Source organism: Solobacterium moorei, assembly GCF_036323475.1.
In the GTDB taxonomy this organism is placed as follows: domain Bacteria; phylum Bacillota_I; class Bacilli_A; order Erysipelotrichales; family Erysipelotrichaceae; genus Bulleidia; species Bulleidia moorei.
Genome location: NZ_AP028934.1, coordinates 1,337,630 through 1,356,043 on the forward strand (window position 1 = coordinate 1,337,630; position 18,414 = coordinate 1,356,043).

The 18,414-nt window shown below is 38.2% G+C and carries 19 protein-coding genes and 2 other annotated features; of the genes, 17 read left to right on the forward strand and 2 right to left on the reverse strand.

Translation table 11 applies throughout. The features are described 5' to 3' along the window. Positions 1-8 precede the first annotated feature (8 nt). The 3 genes from RGT18_RS06655 to RGT18_RS06665 all read left to right on the forward strand — a co-directional run bounded on the left by RGT18_RS06655 (position 9) and on the right by RGT18_RS06665 (position 736). Positions 9-248 carry a hypothetical protein gene (locus RGT18_RS06655; protein ID WP_006526404.1) on the forward strand — a complete coding sequence of 80 codons (240 nt, stop codon included), beginning with the start codon at positions 9-11 and terminating at the stop codon, positions 246-248. Positions 249-395: 147 nt separating this feature from the next. After that, positions 396-539, forward strand: coding sequence for a hypothetical protein (locus RGT18_RS06660; RefSeq protein ID WP_232424424.1), 144 nt, complete (start codon positions 396-398; stop codon positions 537-539). Positions 540-610: 71 nt separating this feature from the next. After that, positions 611-736, forward strand: coding sequence for a hypothetical protein (locus tag RGT18_RS06665; protein WP_281169059.1), 126 nt, complete (start codon positions 611-613; stop codon positions 734-736). A gap of 260 nt (positions 737-996) precedes the next feature. On the opposite strand, the gene RGT18_RS06670 is transcribed toward RGT18_RS06665, so the two are convergent. Further along, entirely contained in the window at positions 997-2,301 is a 1,305-nt protein-coding gene (locus RGT18_RS06670) for an IS30 family transposase (RefSeq protein WP_338175674.1), read from the reverse strand. 210 nt (positions 2,302-2,511) lie between these two features. Beyond that, positions 2,512-2,580, forward strand: a sequence feature (ribosomal protein L21 leader region). Between the two features lie 17 nt (positions 2,581-2,597). Between RGT18_RS06670 and rplU the strand changes: the two genes are divergently transcribed. The 9 genes from rplU (at position 2,598) to RGT18_RS06715 (ending at position 8,659) form a co-directional block, all read left to right on the forward strand. Next, positions 2,598-2,909 carry a 50S ribosomal protein L21 gene (rplU, locus tag RGT18_RS06675; protein ID WP_028078787.1) on the forward strand — a complete coding sequence of 104 codons (312 nt, stop codon included), beginning with the start codon at positions 2,598-2,600 and terminating at the stop codon, positions 2,907-2,909. 5 nt (positions 2,910-2,914) lie between these two features. Next, positions 2,915-3,226, forward strand: coding sequence for a ribosomal-processing cysteine protease Prp (locus tag RGT18_RS06680; RefSeq protein WP_028078786.1), 312 nt, complete (start codon positions 2,915-2,917; stop codon positions 3,224-3,226). 5 nt (positions 3,227-3,231) lie between these two features. Then, on the forward strand, positions 3,232-3,519 hold the full coding sequence (gene rpmA, locus RGT18_RS06685) for a 50S ribosomal protein L27 (protein ID WP_006526413.1): 288 nt from the start codon (positions 3,232-3,234) through the stop codon (positions 3,517-3,519). A gap of 65 nt (positions 3,520-3,584) precedes the next feature. Continuing rightward, positions 3,585-4,859, forward strand: a complete 1,275-nt coding sequence (gene obgE, locus RGT18_RS06690) for a GTPase ObgE (RefSeq protein WP_081659580.1) — start codon at positions 3,585-3,587, stop codon at positions 4,857-4,859. A 5-nt stretch (positions 4,860-4,864) separates the two neighbouring features. Next, positions 4,865-5,452: a Holliday junction branch migration protein RuvA gene (gene ruvA, locus RGT18_RS06695; RefSeq protein WP_028078784.1), complete on the forward strand. Its 588-nt coding sequence runs from the start codon at positions 4,865-4,867 to the stop codon at positions 5,450-5,452. A 9-nt stretch (positions 5,453-5,461) separates the two neighbouring features. Next, positions 5,462-6,475, forward strand: coding sequence for a Holliday junction branch migration DNA helicase RuvB (ruvB, locus tag RGT18_RS06700; RefSeq protein WP_028078783.1), 1,014 nt, complete (start codon positions 5,462-5,464; stop codon positions 6,473-6,475). Positions 6,476-6,603: 128 nt separating this feature from the next. Then, entirely contained in the window at positions 6,604-7,779 is a 1,176-nt protein-coding gene (locus RGT18_RS06705) for a CHAP domain-containing protein (protein ID WP_245580949.1), read from the forward strand. Positions 7,780-7,854: 75 nt separating this feature from the next. Continuing rightward, the gene (locus RGT18_RS06710) at positions 7,855-8,097 is read left to right on the forward strand and encodes a hypothetical protein (RefSeq protein WP_156022857.1); all 243 of its coding nucleotides are present in this window, start codon (positions 7,855-7,857) and stop codon (positions 8,095-8,097) included. A 43-nt stretch (positions 8,098-8,140) separates the two neighbouring features. Beyond that, on the forward strand, positions 8,141-8,659 hold the full coding sequence (locus RGT18_RS06715; RefSeq protein WP_028078781.1) for an NUDIX hydrolase: 519 nt from the start codon (positions 8,141-8,143) through the stop codon (positions 8,657-8,659). Between the two features lie 266 nt (positions 8,660-8,925). Here the strand turns inward: RGT18_RS06715 and RGT18_RS06720 are convergent, their stop codons facing one another. After that, on the reverse strand, positions 8,926-10,230 hold the full coding sequence (locus RGT18_RS06720; protein ID WP_338175674.1) for an IS30 family transposase: 1,305 nt from the start codon (positions 10,228-10,230) through the stop codon (positions 8,926-8,928). Between the two features lie 152 nt (positions 10,231-10,382). Here RGT18_RS06720 and RGT18_RS06725 point away from each other — a divergent pair, with 152 nt between their 5' ends. From RGT18_RS06725 to ppdK, 5 genes are all read left to right on the forward strand, one after another. Continuing rightward, positions 10,383-10,655, forward strand: coding sequence for a DUF2500 domain-containing protein (locus RGT18_RS06725; RefSeq protein ID WP_320077639.1), 273 nt, complete (start codon positions 10,383-10,385; stop codon positions 10,653-10,655). A gap of 142 nt (positions 10,656-10,797) precedes the next feature. Then, positions 10,798-11,289, forward strand: coding sequence for a transposase (locus RGT18_RS06730; protein WP_338176488.1), 492 nt, complete (start codon positions 10,798-10,800; stop codon positions 11,287-11,289). Between the two features lie 112 nt (positions 11,290-11,401). Continuing rightward, positions 11,402-11,597: a binding site (T-box leader), on the forward strand. Positions 11,598-11,632: 35 nt separating this feature from the next. Continuing rightward, on the forward strand, positions 11,633-14,245 hold the full coding sequence (locus tag RGT18_RS06735) for a valine--tRNA ligase (protein ID WP_028077332.1): 2,613 nt from the start codon (positions 11,633-11,635) through the stop codon (positions 14,243-14,245). 49 nt (positions 14,246-14,294) lie between these two features. After that, the gene (locus tag RGT18_RS06740; protein ID WP_051240874.1) at positions 14,295-15,236 is read left to right on the forward strand and encodes an alpha/beta hydrolase; all 942 of its coding nucleotides are present in this window, start codon (positions 14,295-14,297) and stop codon (positions 15,234-15,236) included. A 163-nt stretch (positions 15,237-15,399) separates the two neighbouring features. Then, a complete protein-coding gene (ppdK, locus tag RGT18_RS06745; protein WP_028077331.1) occupies positions 15,400-18,405 on the forward strand; it encodes a pyruvate, phosphate dikinase in 3,006 nt (1,001 codons plus the stop codon). Positions 18,406-18,414 lie beyond the last annotated feature (9 nt).

Consider the following 18,414-nt stretch of genomic DNA (forward strand, 5'->3'; position numbering starts at 1 on the left):
GTGAAACTATGGCAAAGCATAATCAAGATATTCGCAATGAATTCAATGAAAAGATGCAACATTGCGCTACGATGGATGAGCAAGAACTATTGGATATTGCAAACGTTACAATTGTTAAAGTTGAAAAAGATGATACATATAACACAAAAGCGAAGTTAAAGATTTTTGCATTATTCACATCACTCTTTAACTGTGCAGAAAATGAACGTATGAAATACGTAAAACGTATTTACGCAGCTCTAAAATAAATGATGATTGATAGGTATTTCTGTAATGAAGTACCTATTTTTTGGTATGATCTAGTTACAAAAAGATTTTAATTTAAAACGGGAAGTATAATATTATCAAACTTTAGAGAGATAAACTCCAGAGTTGTTAAGGAGGTAAGTAAAATAATGAAAACATATCAGGATATAAACAAAGAAACCATTGATAGATGGGTTGAGGAAGGTTGGAAATGGGGAAACCAATTTCGCATGATGAATATATCAGTGCAAAAAATGGAGAATAGAAAGTTTTTCTTACTCCGACAGCTTTAGTTCCACATGAGTGGTTTAGAGATTTAAAAGGGAAGAAAATCTTAGGTTTAGCATCTGGTGGAAAACAACAAATGCCTATATTTAATGCGTTAGGGGCAGACTGTACTGTACTTGATTATTCTTCAAAGCAAATGGAAAGCGAATTTTTGGTTGCTGAAAGAGAAGACTACAATATTAAGAACTTGAAGGTGATATGACAAAAATTTTGCCTTTTGAAAATGAAACTTTTGACATAAATAAGCTCAATTTTCAGTGAAAGCTCCCTTTTAACGAAAGCTCCCTTTAATTGGAGTGCTTTTCCATTTACAGGTTTTGAATTTATATATTTTAAGCTATAATCTAAATAGATATTGGGCATTTTGACCGCACGAAAAGTATACTTTCAAATGAAATTTTTTTGAATTTCTCTTGAAAGCTCCCTTTGAATATAAAGAGATGGTGCTGTTAGGGTCTGATGCTAATGGAGGATAGGTGTTAGATCAACTGCCTTGGGTGAAATGGGATGAAGGCGGTTTAGTTCTAATACCTTTTCGTTTAGTACTAGTTTGGCAATGCTGTAGGGTGATTGGTAATTTAACTTCCTGCGTACATAATTATTTACCTGATTTGATACGAAATTGATGTCGTATTTTGTAAGGCTGTTCATACTGCATCCTTTTGGGACTTTCTCTCTGAAGTGCTCATGGTTCTTCTCGCATTTACCTTTGTCATCAGAACGTCTAGGCCTTGCGAAATAGATACTGATGAGTTTTTCTCCCGTTTCAGGGTCTGTCTCAAGCGATAGTGGATCATGGAACTCAGTGCCATTATCGGTGAGTATGATAGTGAACGTATCTTTGAATAAGTCGATGCCTAAGAAACTTTTGATAGTATCAAATAGATACGTTACCTCAAACATATTCTTGTGTCGTAAGAGAAAATATAATTGAAGATTGGAACGTCTGTGTAACAGGCTCAGTACACACTTCTCATCGCTCCCTTTCTTCCCGATGATCGTATCCATTTCCCATACGTTTACATCCGGTCCTGCTGTTTCTAGGGCTGCTAGGAAGTCCTCGTATTTGCGTCCTTCGAGGAAATCGTAGTCAATCGATATAGGATGATGCCTTGAAGAACTGCGTTGCGTGTAGCGTACCTGACGTTTTAGGTCGATGTTTGAAATCCCGGGAATCTGGTGCTCACGAATGTATCTATATGCAGTAGAGGCGGATATATTAAGGTCGTTGGTATGGATGATTGTATCGATGGATTGCTTTTTAGGAATATTATTTTGAAATGCCTCCACGATAGATTTCATTTCTGCTTCGCTCTTGCGAGGTCCGGACCTCCATTCTAATTTGTCTTGCGTATATTTATCCTGTGCTATTCGTGCGATGTAGAAGTACTTGGGAAGATGACATTTATGTATGTCAGGACAACCTGAACAGACATAAGGGAATCGCTCTATTCTCTCGCAAACGGGATATGAGACGAAGTCATCACATAGCTCGTTGCAGTCCTTATGCTTACAAGACTTACAATCACCGCTTATGCAATATGTGCATAAGCGATGTTTCTTACAAGAATCTTGCCGTCCACATTTGTTCGTCTTATTCGAGTGGACACGTACGACCCTGTGTGCTCTGATTTCTTCACGTACGCATTTCTGTGAATGATTGATAGAGAGTGCTATCTGTTTGAGTTTGATGTCGGAATGATTCAATAGAACTTCTATAGATTTACGTTCTTCTAAAGATAGATGTTTATAACCGCTGGCAACCATATGATTGCCTCCTTTCTTGAACTGCCAGCACCATCTCTAAAGACATCATATTAAAAAAGGGAACCTTCACCAATAATAAAATCAAAAGAGGAACTTTCAAAAATAATTGAGGTTGACATAAATAATGTGAATTGAAGTGGCTAATTTAGCAGAAATCATTGACGTAAAAGGACTTTACATGTAGTATATCTATGTTATCAGCCCTCTTGTCGAGGTCTGTAACCGCTCAGGAAAGGGTTAAGTACGTAAGTCCCCTTGATGGCGCGTCTTATGATAAATGTCAGGAGGTGTTCAAATTGTACGCAATTATCGAAACAGGCGGAAAGCAACTTAAGGTTGAAGTAGGTCAGTCTATCTTCGTTGAAAAGTTAGATGCTGAACCGGAAAGTACAGTCGTTATCGACAAGGTAGTTCTTGTTAGTGACGCAGCAACAAAGATTGGTACTCCATATGTAGAGGGTGCTAAGGTTACTTGCAAGGTTGTAAAGCAAGGCAAGGAAAAGAAGATCCATATCTTCAAGTATAAGGCTAAGAAGGGCTCTACTCGTCGTAAGCAGGGTCACCGTCAACCATATACAAAGTTGACAGTAGAAGCTATCGAGGCTTAAGTCTCATGATTGATATCCGTTATACGCAGCATGATAATCACATTACATCGTTAGAAATTAGCGGTCACGCTGGTTTTGCTGAAAGTGGTAAAGATTTAGTATGTGCGGCAGTTAGCGGTATTACATTCGGTTTGTTGAATGCATTAGATGAATTAACTGATATTAAGAAAATGACAGTCGGTGATAATCTAATTCAAGTTAAAGTTGATACGCCTACAGCAGAGAGTGATTTACTACTATCTGCAGGTATCATTCAATTAAAGACAGTTCAACAACAGAATCAACGTTTTATTAAAATTAAAAAAATGGAGGTGTAAATACTATGAAGTTCACACTGGATATTCAGTTCTTTGCAAGTAAGAAGGGTGTATCTTCCACAAAGAACGGCCGTGATTCTGCCGGCAGAAGATTAGGTGCTAAGAAGGCTGATGGTCAGTATACAAATGCTGGCTCTATCATCTATCGTCAGAGAGGCACAAAGATCTACCCAGGCAAGAATGTTATGCGCGGTGGAGATGATACATTGTTTGCGACAGCTGCAGGTATCGTTAAGTATGAGCGTCTTGGCAAGGATAAGAAGCAGGTTTCTGTTTATCCTCAAGAAGCTTAATTTAAACAGTAATGGAATGCTCCTGACAGGTTCAGGAGCTTTTTTAAAGGAAAGGAGATTCCTTGATGATTGACTTGGTAAAATTACATGTAAAAGCAGGTGACGGTGGCAGAGGTTGTGTTGCTTGGCGTCATGAGAAGTTCTACGCAAATGGTGGACCTTTTGGTGGTGACGGAGGTAAAGGTGGCGATATTTGGTTCGCTGTTGATACGAATGAAACAACATTAATGAAGCTAAAGTTTACACGCAAGATTAAGGCTGGCAATGGTATGCCAGGATTAATCAAAAAGATGCATGGTAAATCAGGAGATGACATCATTGTGCCTGTTCCACTTGGAACGATGATTCGTAATGCGACCAATGGTGATCTTTTAGCTGATCTTACAAAACCAGGACAAAAGGTATTGATTGCTCGTGGTGGTAAGGGTGGTCTAGGTAATATGCATTTTGCAACTGCAAGAAATGATGCTCCTGAATATGCACAACCAGGTGAAGTTGGTGAAAGCTTAGATGTTCAAGTGGAATTACGTCTTTTAGCGGATGCTGGTCTAATTGGTTTTCCATCCGTTGGTAAGTCAACATTCTTATCGGTTGTAACTAGAGCAAATCCACAGATTGCTGCATATCCTTTTACAACACTAGAGCCAAATATTGGTGTTGTACAGATGCCAAACGGTCGTAGTTTCGTGTTGGCAGATATGCCGGGATTAATTGAGGGTGCTGGCGAAGGTAAGGGCTTAGGACATGAGTTTTTACGTCATATCAAGCGTTGTCGAGTACTGATTCATGTGATTGATATGTCTGGTGCAGAACGTAATCCTGTTGAAGATTACGAAATCATCAATAAGGAGTTAACTACCTACGATTTAGCACTTGAAAAGCGTCCTCAGATTGTAGTCGCAAATAAGATGGATGATGAATATGCGCAGATGTATTTGGAGGAGTTTAAGAAGAAATATCCAGATGTTAAAATCTATGAAACAAGTACGTTAGAGCATAAAGGTTTAGATGAAGTTCTCTATGCTGCACTTGCGGAAATTGATAAAGCTCGCGAGGTTGAAATGGAAACTCCTGAAAGTACAGAAGGGACAGTTGTATATCGCTATGAACCTAAGAAACCAGACTTTAAGATTGTGAAACTTGGACCTGGTAGATTTAAGGTTGACTCAGAGAAGATTGATCGTTTATTTGATACAGTTGACTTCGATAAGGAAGAAGAAACATATCAGTTTGCGATGACATTACAGAAGATGGGTGTTGATAAGGCACTTTATGAAGCTGGTGCACGTAATGGTGATCAGGTTATCGTAAATACTTTTATTATGGATTATAAAGAGTGAGTGATATGATAGCATTTGTAAAAGGTAAAGTCGCATCGTATGGTGCTGATTGGGTTGTGGTTAATTGTCATGATATTGGCTATCAGATGGCATATCCGCATCCAGAAAACTTACATCTTAATGATGAAGTATTCATCTATACATATCTTCATATTACGGAAAATGATATGAGTTTATTTGGCTTTGAAAGCCAAGATGAAAAAGCATTATTCTTAAAGCTTATCTCTGTTAAGGGACTGGGTCCTAAGACAGCGATGGGCATGTTAAGTAAATGTGGTTATCAATCCATCGTTTCTGCGATTGAATCAGGTGATGTAACACTATTAAAGAAGATGCCTGGTATTGGTGCAAAGTCCGCAAGTCAGATTGTATTGGATTTGAAGGGCAAGTTAGTCTCTGTACCTACATCTTCACCAAAACAGGATACAGTTTCATATCCTGCGGAGATTCGTGAAGCGTTAGAAGGCTTAAAGAATTTAGGTTATAAGCAGGGAGAATTATCTGCAGTCGCAAATATGATGAGTGAAAACCCTGGATTAACAACCGAGAAGTATTTAAAGCTCGGATTACAATTTTTAGTCAAACAAAAGTAAGGGAGGCATATGGAAGAGAGTGATCGTTTGTTATCTGCAAATGCAGAAATGGGTGATGATGAAGAAAGTCTTCGCCCGCAAACACTTGATGAATATATAGGCCAAGATACGTTAAAAGAAAACTTACGTATCTATATTCAGGCGGCTTTGCAGAGAAATGAATCTTTGGATCATGTTCTTTTGTATGGGCCTCCAGGATTGGGCAAGACTACACTTTCATTTATTCTGGCGAATGAGATGCACTCTAAGGTTAGAGTGGCTTCTGGTCCATCCATTACAAAAGCTGGTGATTTAGCAGCGATATTGTCAGTATTAGAACCAGGAGATGTTTTGTTCATTGATGAAATTCATCGTTTGCCAAAGCAAGTAGAAGAAGTTTTATATCCTGCGATGGAAGACTTTGAACTAGATATCATGATTGGTGGTGAAAATGGAGCAGGCGGAAGAAGTGTTCGCTTGGATCTACCTCCATTTACACTAGTTGGCGCGACGACTCGCGCTGGTGATTTATCAGCGCCACTAAGAGACCGTTTTGGTATTGTGGCTAAGCTTGAGTACTACAATCAAGAACAGTTATGTTCGATTGTTAGTCGTACAGCACGTGTATTGAATGCACCAATACATACAGCCGCAGTAGATGAGATCGCACGTCGTTCTCGTGGAACGCCACGTATTGCCAATCGTTTGCTACGTCGTATTCGTGACTTTGCACAGGTGCTTAACGATGGTCATATCTCTAAGGAGATTGCCCAGACTGCGTTAGACCGTTTGAAGGTCGACTCCCTTGGTTTAGATGAAGTCGATATTCGTTACTTACGTGGAATTATTGAACGATTCCATGGTGGCCCAGTCGGTCTGGAATCATTAGCTAACGCAATTTCAGAAGAGACAACGACACTAGAAGATGTGTACGAACCATATTTAATTCAGATTGGTTTTGTGAATCGTACGAGCCGTGGACGTGTGGTAACAGAGAAGGCTTATGAGCACTTGCATATCACACATACAGATACATTATTTTAAGAATTGATTAAGCATGCATGTTTAAAATGTATGCTTTTTTATATAAAAATACCCGAAAATACGTGAATTTTATGTGAAAAATTACTGATTTCTTGCAAAGAATACTATGAATCATATAAAATAGTGATATGTTTAACAAGAAAAATAAGAAGACAAGTCTTGTTGCAGTAGCGTATATCGCCACAGTATTATTGGGGGGATATGCTTCTGTACAACATGTATATGCGAATAACACAGCTCCAACAATTGATACAGAGGTGTTACCAGTTATCGAAGTTAGTTCTGCTGATTTAAATCCACAAGAGACAATCAAGCATTCTATCTTACAGGAAAGAAGCCAGTCTCTAACAGATATGGATTATAAGAATATCGATATGGGCAAAACAAAGCTAATATTGGAAGGCTTTGATCGTAACCTTACAGGTATTCAACAGGCAACTGCACGTGTAACTTTAGTCAATAAAGATACTGACGATAAGACACTAGGATATTCCTTTATTCAAAAGGTATTGATTAAGGTTGTAACAAGTACTGCTCCAGTTATCAAGTTGAAGTCTGATTCTGTTACAGTTAACAATGGGGATACTTGGAACGCTTCTAACTATATCTCTTATATCAATGACGATTCTGGTGTTTTACCAGCATTGACAATTACTGGTAACGTAGATATGTCAACAGATGGTAACTACACAGTTTTATATACTGTTGTTGATACGACTGGTAATAAGTCATTTGCACAGTTGAATGTTACTGTAAAGACACCGCAAGAAGTTATCGATAACAAGATTGAAGAAGAGCGTAAAGCAAAGGAAAATGAAAAGATTCAAGCTGCGAAACAAGCGCTTGAAAATAGTTCAAATTCAAGTGCATTCATTAGTTCTGCGCAATTACTTGCGGATGCTGATGAAGTTTGGAAGGCTTATGCAAAAGCAGGATTGATTACAGATCATGAGACTGGTGATACTGGTAATAATTACTCATTTAGCCAATGCACATGGTGGGTATATATCCGTCGTCATCAATTAGGCTTAACTGCTGGTAGTTTGATGGGTAATGGTAACCAATGGGCGAACACAGCTCGTAGCTTAGGTTATTCTGTTTCTAATACACCGATGGTTGGTGATGTTATGGTATTTGCGGCTGGACAAGAAGGCTCTGATGGCTACTATGGTCACGTTGCAATCGTGGAAGGTATTACAACTGATGGCTCTGTTATTACGTCTGAATGTGGTGCTAGTCGAAATGGGCAACCATACTCACGTGTTATCTCTAATCCATCAAGATTCGAATACATTCACTATTAAGATTTTGGAAGATACGTTATGTATCTTCCTTTTTTGATAGTTGAAATCATTACTTGTTTTGAATAAAATACCTATATGAGTAGAAGAGATGAACAACGAAATTTACGCATGAATCAGGTTGCTTACTTCTTGATGACATTTGCGGTATATATTGCGATATATATGGTTTTTGTATTCTTGTTTAATATCGTAAACGGATTCTTGAGTTTACATCCATATATCAAACTGATTATCTATATTCTCTTCTTTGAAGTAGATCGTAGAATCACAGTATTTGTGATGCGATTACCAATTGTAAAATCAATTATTCGTTTATAATCCGGTTAAACGGATTTTTTTGATAATAGAAAGAAGGATTATTATGGAAAAGTGGGATTTATATACAATTGATCGCGAAAAGATAAATCATGTAATAACACGTGGAGATGATGTTCCTAAGGATCTCTATCATTTAGTTGTACATGTATGTATCTTTAATGCAAAAAATCAAATGTTGATTCAACAAAGACAATCCTTTAAAGAGGGATGGCCCAATATGTGGGATGTAACAGTTGGTGGTTCTGCTATTATTGATGAAAATAGTCGACAGGCAGCAATGCGAGAAGTTGCTGAGGAACTTGGATTAAAGATTGATTTAGAAAATACATCACCTGTTATTACAAAGTATTTTAGTGAAGGTTTTGATGATATTTATATTTTAGAAAAAGAGATCGATATTTCAAAATTAATACTTCAGTATGAAGAAGTACAGGCAGTAAAATGGGCGGGTATTGAAGAAATCTTAGATATGATTGGTTTAAAGAAGTTTATACCGTATGATGAAAGCTTTATCCATTTTTTATTTCATCTTCATCGAACGAACAGTTTATATCAAAAGTAAGTATGTGCACGCTGTAGAGTCTAATTTTGCTTAAAGTTCACAATTTTAGTTTATAATAAACAAAAAGCTCAATTTTCAGTGAAAGCTCCCTTTAATTGGAGTGCTTTTCCATTTACAGGTTTTGAATTTATATATTTTAAGCTATAATCTAAATAGATATTGGGCATTTTGACCGCACGAAAAGTATACTTTCAAATGAAATTTTTTTGAATTTCTCTTGAAAGCTCCCTTTGAATATAAAGAGATGGTGCTGTTAGGGTCTGATGCTAATGGAGGATAGGTGTTAGATCAACTGCCTTGGGTGAAATGGGATGAAGGCGGTTTAGTTCTAATACCTTTTCGTTTAGTACTAGTTTGGCAATGCTGTAGGGTGATTGGTAATTTAACTTCCTGCGTACATAATTATTTACCTGATTTGATACGAAATTGATGTCGTATTTTGTAAGGCTGTTCATACTGCATCCTTTTGGGACTTTCTCTCTGAAGTGCTCATGGTTCTTCTCGCATTTACCTTTGTCATCAGAACGTCTAGGCCTTGCGAAATAGATACTGATGAGTTTTTCTCCCGTTTCAGGGTCTGTCTCAAGCGATAGTGGATCATGGAACTCAGTGCCATTATCGGTGAGTATGATAGTGAACGTATCTTTGAATAAGTCGATGCCTAAGAAACTTTTGATAGTATCAAATAGATACGTTACCTCAAACATATTCTTGTGTCGTAAGAGAAAATATAATTGAAGATTGGAACGTCTGTGTAACAGGCTCAGTACACACTTCTCATCGCTCCCTTTCTTCCCGATGATCGTATCCATTTCCCATACGTTTACATCCGGTCCTGCTGTTTCTAGGGCTGCTAGGAAGTCCTCGTATTTGCGTCCTTCGAGGAAATCGTAGTCAATCGATATAGGATGATGCCTTGAAGAACTGCGTTGCGTGTAGCGTACCTGACGTTTTAGGTCGATGTTTGAAATCCCGGGAATCTGGTGCTCACGAATGTATCTATATGCAGTAGAGGCGGATATATTAAGGTCGTTGGTATGGATGATTGTATCGATGGATTGCTTTTTAGGAATATTATTTTGAAATGCCTCCACGATAGATTTCATTTCTGCTTCGCTCTTGCGAGGTCCGGACCTCCATTCTAATTTGTCTTGCGTATATTTATCCTGTGCTATTCGTGCGATGTAGAAGTACTTGGGAAGATGACATTTATGTATGTCAGGACAACCTGAACAGACATAAGGGAATCGCTCTATTCTCTCGCAAACGGGATATGAGACGAAGTCATCACATAGCTCGTTGCAGTCCTTATGCTTACAAGACTTACAATCACCGCTTATGCAATATGTGCATAAGCGATGTTTCTTACAAGAATCTTGCCGTCCACATTTGTTCGTCTTATTCGAGTGGACACGTACGACCCTGTGTGCTCTGATTTCTTCACGTACGCATTTCTGTGAATGATTGATAGAGAGTGCTATCTGTTTGAGTTTGATGTCGGAATGATTCAATAGAACTTCTATAGATTTACGTTCTTCTAAAGATAGATGTTTATAACCGCTGGCAACCATATGATTGCCTCCTTTCTTGAACTGCCAGCACCATCTCTAAAGACATCATATTAAAAAAGGGAACCTTCACCAATAATAAAATCAAAAGAGGAACTTTCAAAAATAATTGAGGTAATAAACAAAAAGGTAGTGTGTTTCAGGAGGCGATGAATATGCTTAGATACACAAAGAATAAATATAAAAGAGAATCGGTTTTTGCAAAATTAATTGATAAAAAAGTGAGTGGGTATTTTGCTGTTCCAGGGAAAATTCCAACTCCAGAGGATTTATATGAATTGGTTTTTATGACAGAAAAAGGAGAAAAGAATTTTGAAGTAAGTGTGTTTATCTATAATGTTGTAAATATTGGTATGGAAGGGACGCTAGTGTTCCAAGGATATCAATTGATATCTTTTGGTGATTGGATAAAAGAGTTTGGTGAGTAACAGGATTTTTTTAATCACAATATATTTTCTAAAATCAACATAATATGTCTTGTTAGCATATCTTTGCTCACGAAGAGATATGTATTGATGACAAGGAAATTATCAAAGTAAACTACAAGGATGAGAAAAAGTTGAATAATATATATTTCTAACAGTAAACAAAAATGGCCTAGACAAGAAGAGAGGATTATCTAAGAGCCAACTCTGTATCGTTGTGGCAATCGATTGTCACAAAAATACATACGCTGTTATTTGTGGTCATGGAAAGCCATCTGCTTCACGTATCTTTGAAGCACTAAAGAATCATATCGCTTCCGGATCAACACTAGTACATGATGGCGAAAGAGCACATGACAAGCTGATAAAAGAATTAGATTTGAAAGAAGAATTCTATAAAGCCAATACACACGACAAAGAATATCTAGAGAACATGGCATTGATAAACAATATGTGTTCATGGCTAAAAAGGTATATCTATCGCTTCATTGGGATGAGAATGACTAATCTACAATCCTATTTAAATTGGTTTGTATATCTGTTTAGAGTAAAAGGTGCAGTAGAACTGTGGCCAAAGATGGATAGAATTTTACGACATTTGATATTATTCAACGGAACATATAAGAGAAATACTTGATTTCATCGCATTTCCATAGGCCATTTTTGTTTACTGTTAGATATATATTTATAATCTAACATAATTCATTAAGCTATTTTGTTGAAAATGATGAATACAATGGTATAATCTAACCAAAGCAAAGAAGAGAAGTAGTAATATTGGCTGTTTTGAAAGAGAGTCTGTGATTGGTGGAAACAGATAAAACGAAGATATGAAGTAGTCTTGGAGCTGTATCTTTGAACTAGTAGTAGAAGATACCGTAGTGATGCACGTTACGCTGTTGAGAAGTAAGCAAAGGTGGTACCACGTTTATACACGTCCTATGCATAGGGCGTTTTTTTATGTTTAAGGAGAAGGTAATATGGAAAAGAATCTAGCACAAAAGTATAATCACAAGGCCGTAGAAGAAGGCAAATACAACCGATGGATTGAAAAAGGATATTTCACTGCGGGTGATAAGTCTAAAGATCCATTTACAATTGTGATTCCTCCACCAAACGTTACTGGTATTTTGCATATCGGTCACGCTTGGGATAATACACTACAGGATATTATTGCTCGTTATAAGCGTATGCAGGGCTATGACATGTTGTTTTTACCAGGTATGGATCATGCGGGTATTGCGACACAGGCAAAGGTTGATGCACGCTTAAAGAGTGAAGGTATTTCTCGCTATGATTTAGGACGTGAAAAGTTCTTGGAACGTGCGTGGGAGTGGAAGGCAGAATATGCCAAGACAATCCGTACACAATGGGGTAAACTTGGAAACTCATTAGATTATAGTCGTGAGCGCTTTACGATGGATGATGGTTTTAACGATGCAGTTCGTCATGTATTTGTAAAACTCTACAATGAAGGTTTAATCTATCGTGGTTGGCGTATCATCAACTGGGATCCGGAAGCCCGTACAGCATTAAGTAATATTGAAGTATATTATCAAGATGACCCAGGTAAGATGTATCACTTCAAATATATAGTAAAGGAAACTGGTGAAGAATTTGTGGTTGCGACAACACGTCCAGAAACAATGTTTGGTGATGTTTGTGTTGTCGTAAACCCTAGCGATGAAAAGTTGAATCACTTGATTGGTAAACATACAACTAACCCAGCAAATGGGCAGGAATTACCTATCATCGGTGATGACTATGTAGAAATTGGTTTTGGTACTGGTGCAATGAAGTGTACACCTGCACACGATCCTAATGACTTTGCGATTGCGGAAAGACATCATTTAGAAAAGCCAATCTGTATGAATCCAGATGGAACAATGAATGAACTTTGCGGTAAGTATGAGGGAATGGATCGTTACGTAGCACGTGAAGCACTTGTAAAACAAATTGAAACTGATGGAAACTTAGTGAAGATTGAAGAGATGACACATAACGTAGCACATTCTGAACGTACGCATTGTGTTGTTGAACAGTATCTATCACAACAGTGGTTTGTTAAGATGAAGCCACTTGCGGAAGATGTACTTAAGTATCAAGCAGATGAAGAGACAAAGATTAACTTCTATCCAGAACGTTTTGAAAAGACATTCAATGGATGGTTGGAGAATATTGAAGATTGGTGTATCTCTCGTCAGTTGTGGTGGGGACATCGCATACCTGCATGGTATAACACTGTGACTGGTGAAACATACGTTGGTGAAACTGATCCAGAGGATACAACAAACTGGGTACAGGATGAAGATGTACTTGATACATGGTTCTCTAGTGCTTTATGGCCATTTGCAACATTAGGTTGGCCAGAAGAAACGGAAGATTTAGCACGTTACTATCCAACCAATACAATGGTTACTGGTTACGATATTATTTTCTTCTGGGTTGCACGTATGGCATTCCAAGCAAGACACTTTACAAAGAATCGTCCATTTAAGGATGTACTAATCCATGGTTTATTACGTGATGCGCAAGGCCGCAAGATGTCAAAGTCACTTGGTAATGGTATTGATCCAATGAAGGTTATTGAAGAGTATGGCATCGATGCATTACGTTTCTTCTTAACAACAAACTCAACACCAGGACAAGATATGCGTTATATTCCTGAAAAGGTTGAGGCAGCAGGTAACTTTATTAACAAGATTTGGAATGCGTCTAGATTTGTATTTATGAATCTTCCTGAAGGAATGAAGGTTGAAGATGTTGATTTAACACATCTATCACTTGCGGATGCGTGGATTATCAATCGTCTTAATGAGACAATTACACATGTAACGGAAAACATGGAGAAGTATGAGTTTGCCTTAGTTGGTAATGAACTATATTCCTTTGTATGGGATGACTTCTGCAGTTGGTATGTAGAGATGAGTAAGACTGCATTAAACGGTACAGATGAAGTAGCAAAGCGTGCAGCACAATCAACACTCTATGTATGCTTAAAGGCTATCGTTGGTTTATTACAACCATTTATGCCTTTTGTAACAGAAGAGATTTATGATTTATTACCAGGTGCTAAGGAGAGTATCAACTTAGAATCTTGGCCAACTATGATTGAAAACGTTACTGCTTGTGATTTAACGGCAATGGCAAGAGCAATCTCTGCGATTCAAAAGATTCGTGAAGTAAAGATTGTAAATGATTTGAAGCCATCAACATTAATTCATATTGCATTAAAGGATCTTGATGGTAATACAATCAAGGCGGATGAAGCAATGTCTGCAATTATCATGAAGCTTGCAAAGGCAGAGTGGCAGGATACACTTGAAGGTGACTTAACAGTAGAAGCAATTCAAGGCGGTAGCTTATATATTCCGTCTAGCGAATTAAGTAATCCAGAAGAAGAAATTAAGAAGCTTGAAGCAGAGATTGAAAGACTTAAGTCTGAGATTGCACGTTCTACAGGAATTCTTTCTAACCAAGGATTTATTGCGAAGGCTCCAGCAGCGAAGATTGAAAATGAAAAGCAAAAGCTTGAAGCATATCAAAAGCAATACGCTGTTATCGAAGAGCGCTTAAATGTATTGAAAAAATAATGAACATGTTATAATCAAGATAACAATTCATGATTGACGGAGGTGCAGTATGTCAAATAAAGAAAACAAGCATACGCTATTAAAAGTATTAGGTGTTACTGCTGTGGCTGGTGCAAGTGCATATGCAGGAGCTGGGTACTATGTATTCCGCAATGCGTTTGATTTACAGAATAGTAGATTTTTACAAAAATGTGGTGCAGCAATGCAGCTACCATTATTACAGATGGAAAGAAATGAGTGGTTCGCACACAGCAACCGTTTCGATGATTTCATCGATTCTTATGATGGATTAAAACTACATGCATTACGTATCGTGAATCAAGAAGATTCTCATAAGTGGATTATTATCCAACATGGTATTGCGTCTTATAGTGGAACATTATTAGAACATATGTGGGAGGCAGACCATCGTGGATTCAATATCTTAGCACCGGATGCACGTGGTTATGGAATGTCTGAAGGTAAATATACTGGTCTTGGGTGGTGTGAACATTATGATTTGATTAGTTGGATTAACTACTTAGTAAACCTTGATCCACTTGCAGAGATTGCATTATTTGGTATGAACGTAGGTGCAGCTTCTGTGATGAATGCGATTGGTGATTATTTACCACGTAATGTAAAGTGTGCCATTGCAGAAGGTGGATATAAAGAAATCAAAGATATTATCCAAACTCAAGTACAGGATATTACAAAGTTTAACGGTAAGTTTGTAATGCCATCCGTAGACTTCTATGTAAGACAGGTATTGCATTTTAGTCTAAATGATATCAGTACACAACGTCAGTTAAGAAACGCTGTAACTCCAATGTTATTCCTACATGGCTTGCAGGATCGTATCGTTCCAATTAGTCATGCGTATGATAACTATTACTCTTGCGCAAGCAAGAAGGAGATGTATGTATCTGAACAGGGTGGATTTGGAAATCTAACAAGTGATCCACAATACTTCCCACGATTCTTTGACTTCATTAAGAAGTATACAAAATAAGAATTTCATTAGACGGTATCGATTAGATATCGTCTTTTCTATTTCATGCGTGCATGGAAAAGATTAAGTTTATTTCTTGGATAATCTCACAAAAGTGATTTGTATGTATTGAGAAATGTAACCGGTTGCTTTATAATCAAACAGTAGATAAAGGGAGGCTATAATGGCTACTAAAAAGTATGTTTATAAGTTTTCTGAAGGTAATGGTTCCATGCGTGAACTGCTCGGTGGTAAAGGTGCTAACCTTGCTGAAATGAGCAATTTGGGTATGCCAGTACCGGATGGATTTACCATCACAACTGAAGCGTGCAATGCATATTACGCAGATGGTAAGAAAATCAACAAGAATATCATGGACGAAATTCACAAGCATGTTGGAATGCTACAGAAGGCAACAGGTAAGAAATTAGGTGGATTAGATAATCCTTTACTTGTTTCTGTACGTTCAGGTGCACGTGCATCTATGCCAGGTATGATGGACACAATTCTTAACTTAGGTATGAATGATGAAGTTGTTAAGGTTGTTGAAGAGAAGTCTGGCAACAAGAGATTTGCATACGATTCTTATCGTCGTTTCGTGCAGATGTTCTCAGACGTGGTTATGGGATTATCCAAATCACGTTTTGAAGAAATCATTGATGAAGTAAAAGAAAAGAAGGGCGTTACGCAGGATATTGAATTAGATGCTGAGGATATGTTCGAATTAACAAAGCGCTTTAAGGCTTTCTATAAGAAGGAATTGAAGGAAGATTTCCCACAGGATCCAACAGTTCAATTAGAACGCGCAATCGAAGCTGTATTCCGTTCATGGAATAATGACCGTGCTATCTTCTATCGTAAGATGAATGATATCCCAAGTTCTTGGGGAACAGCTGTAAATGTTCAGACCATGGTATTTGGTAATATGGGTGATGATTGCGGTACAGGTGTTGCCTTTACTCGTAACCCTGCAACAGGTGAAAGAAAGTTATTTGGTGAATACTTAATTAACGCACAAGGTGAAGACGTTGTTGCCGGTATTCGTACACCATCTCCAATTGCAGAACTTAAGAAGGTAATGCCAAAGGCATATAAGGATTTCACAGATATCTGTGCACGTTTAGAAAAGCACTACCATGACATGCAGGATATGGAATTTACAATTGAACATGGAAAACTATTCATGTTACAAACACGTAATGCGAAGCGTACAGCTGCAGCTGCTTTAAAGGTTGCTGTAGATATGGAGAAGGAAGGTCTTGTAACGAAGGATCAAGCTTTACTTATGGTTGATCCTAAGCAGTTAGATGACTTACTACACCCACAGTTTGATGCTGAAGACTTAAAGAGAAAGAAGAATGATGTAGTTGCGAAGGGCTTAGCTGCCTCACCTGGTGCTGCATGTGGTGAAATTGTATTCACTGCTGAAGAAGCTAAGACAAAGGCAACAATGGGACGCAAGGTTATCTTAGTTCGTCTTGAAACATCACCAGAAGATATCGAAGGTATGCATGTATCTGAAGGTATCTTAACAGTACGTGGTGGTATGACATCTCACGCAGCTGTAGTAGCTCGTGGTATGGGTGCTTGCTGTGTATCTGGCTGTGGCGACATTAAGGTTAATGAAGCGAAGTTACAATTCACAGTGAAGGGTGAAGTATTCAAGGATGGAGATATTATCTCTCTAGATGGTTCTACAGGTTTAGTTTACCGTGGTGAAATCAAGACAGTTCCAGCAACAATTTCTGGTAACTTCAAGAAGTTCATGCAATGGGCTGATGAACGTAGAACAATGAAGATTCGTACAAACGCTGATACACCAGAAGATGCTGCAAGAGCTGTAAGCTTCGGTGCTGAAGGTGTTGGTCTTGTTCGTACTGAGCATATGTTCTTCAACTCTCCAGATCGTATTAAGGCTATCCGTGAATTAGTAGTTGCTCAAAATGTTGAACAACGTCAGATTGCATTAAAGCAATTAGAACCAATGCAGCAAGGAGACTTCGAGGGTATCTTCGAGGCAATGGGTGGCAGAAGTGTTACTATCCGTCTATTGGATCCACCTCTACACGAATTCTTACCAAAGGCTGAAGCAGAATCATTAGAAGTTGCTAAAGCATTAGGTATCTCTGTAGAAGACTTGATGGCTGCTGCAGCAAACTTACACGAGTTCAACCCAATGATGGGTCACCGTGGATGCCGTCTAGACGTAACATATCCAGAAATCGGTGTCATGCAGACACGCGCAATTATCAAGGCTGCTATTAACATCAACAAGAAGCACCGTGGTTGGAAGTTAGTTCCAGAAATCATGGTTCCATTAGTTGGCGAAAAGAAGGAACTTGATTATGTTGCACAGATTATTCGTACAACTGCTGACGAAGTAATCAAGGAAGCTGGAGCCAAGCAGGATTATAAGATCGGTACAATGATTGAGATTCCACGTGCTGCGTTAAATGCTGATGAATTAGCAGAAACAGCTGAATTCTTCAGTTTCGGTACAAACGACTTAACACAGATGACATTCGGATTCTCACGTGATGATGCTGGTAAGTTCTTAGATGATTATTACAGCAAGCATATCTACGATAACGATCCATTCGCTCACGTAGATGTAAATGGTGTTGGTAAGCTTATCTCTATGGCTTGCGAAAAGGGTCGTTCTACACGTAAAGACATTCACTTAGGTGTCTGTGGTGAACATGGTGGTGACCCAGTAAGTATCGAATTCTTCCAACGTGTTGGATTAACATACGTTTCTTGCTCACCATACCGCGTTCCTATCGCTCGTTTAGCAGCTGCTCAAGCCGCAATTCGCGCTGATGTTAAATCAGCTGTTGTAGCAAAGAAGACTGCTAAGAAAGTCGTTGCTAAAAAGGCTACGAAGAAGGTTGCTGCTAAAAAACCAGTAGCTAAGAAAGCAACAACAAAGACAGTTTCCAAGAAGGTAGCTAAGCCATTGGCTAAGAAGGCTCCTGCTAAGAAAAGTGTTAAACCAGTAGCAAAGAAGTCTACAAAGAAGGTTGTTAAACCTGCAGCTAAGAAGGCTACAAAGCCAGTTGCTAAAAAGACTGTTGCTAAGAAACCAGCTGTAAAGAAAGCTACTAAGAAAGTAGCTGCTCCTAAGGCTGTAGCGAAAAAACCAGTAGCTAAGAAAGCTCCTGCAAAAAAGACAACTAAAAAGTCTAAGTAATTGATGATT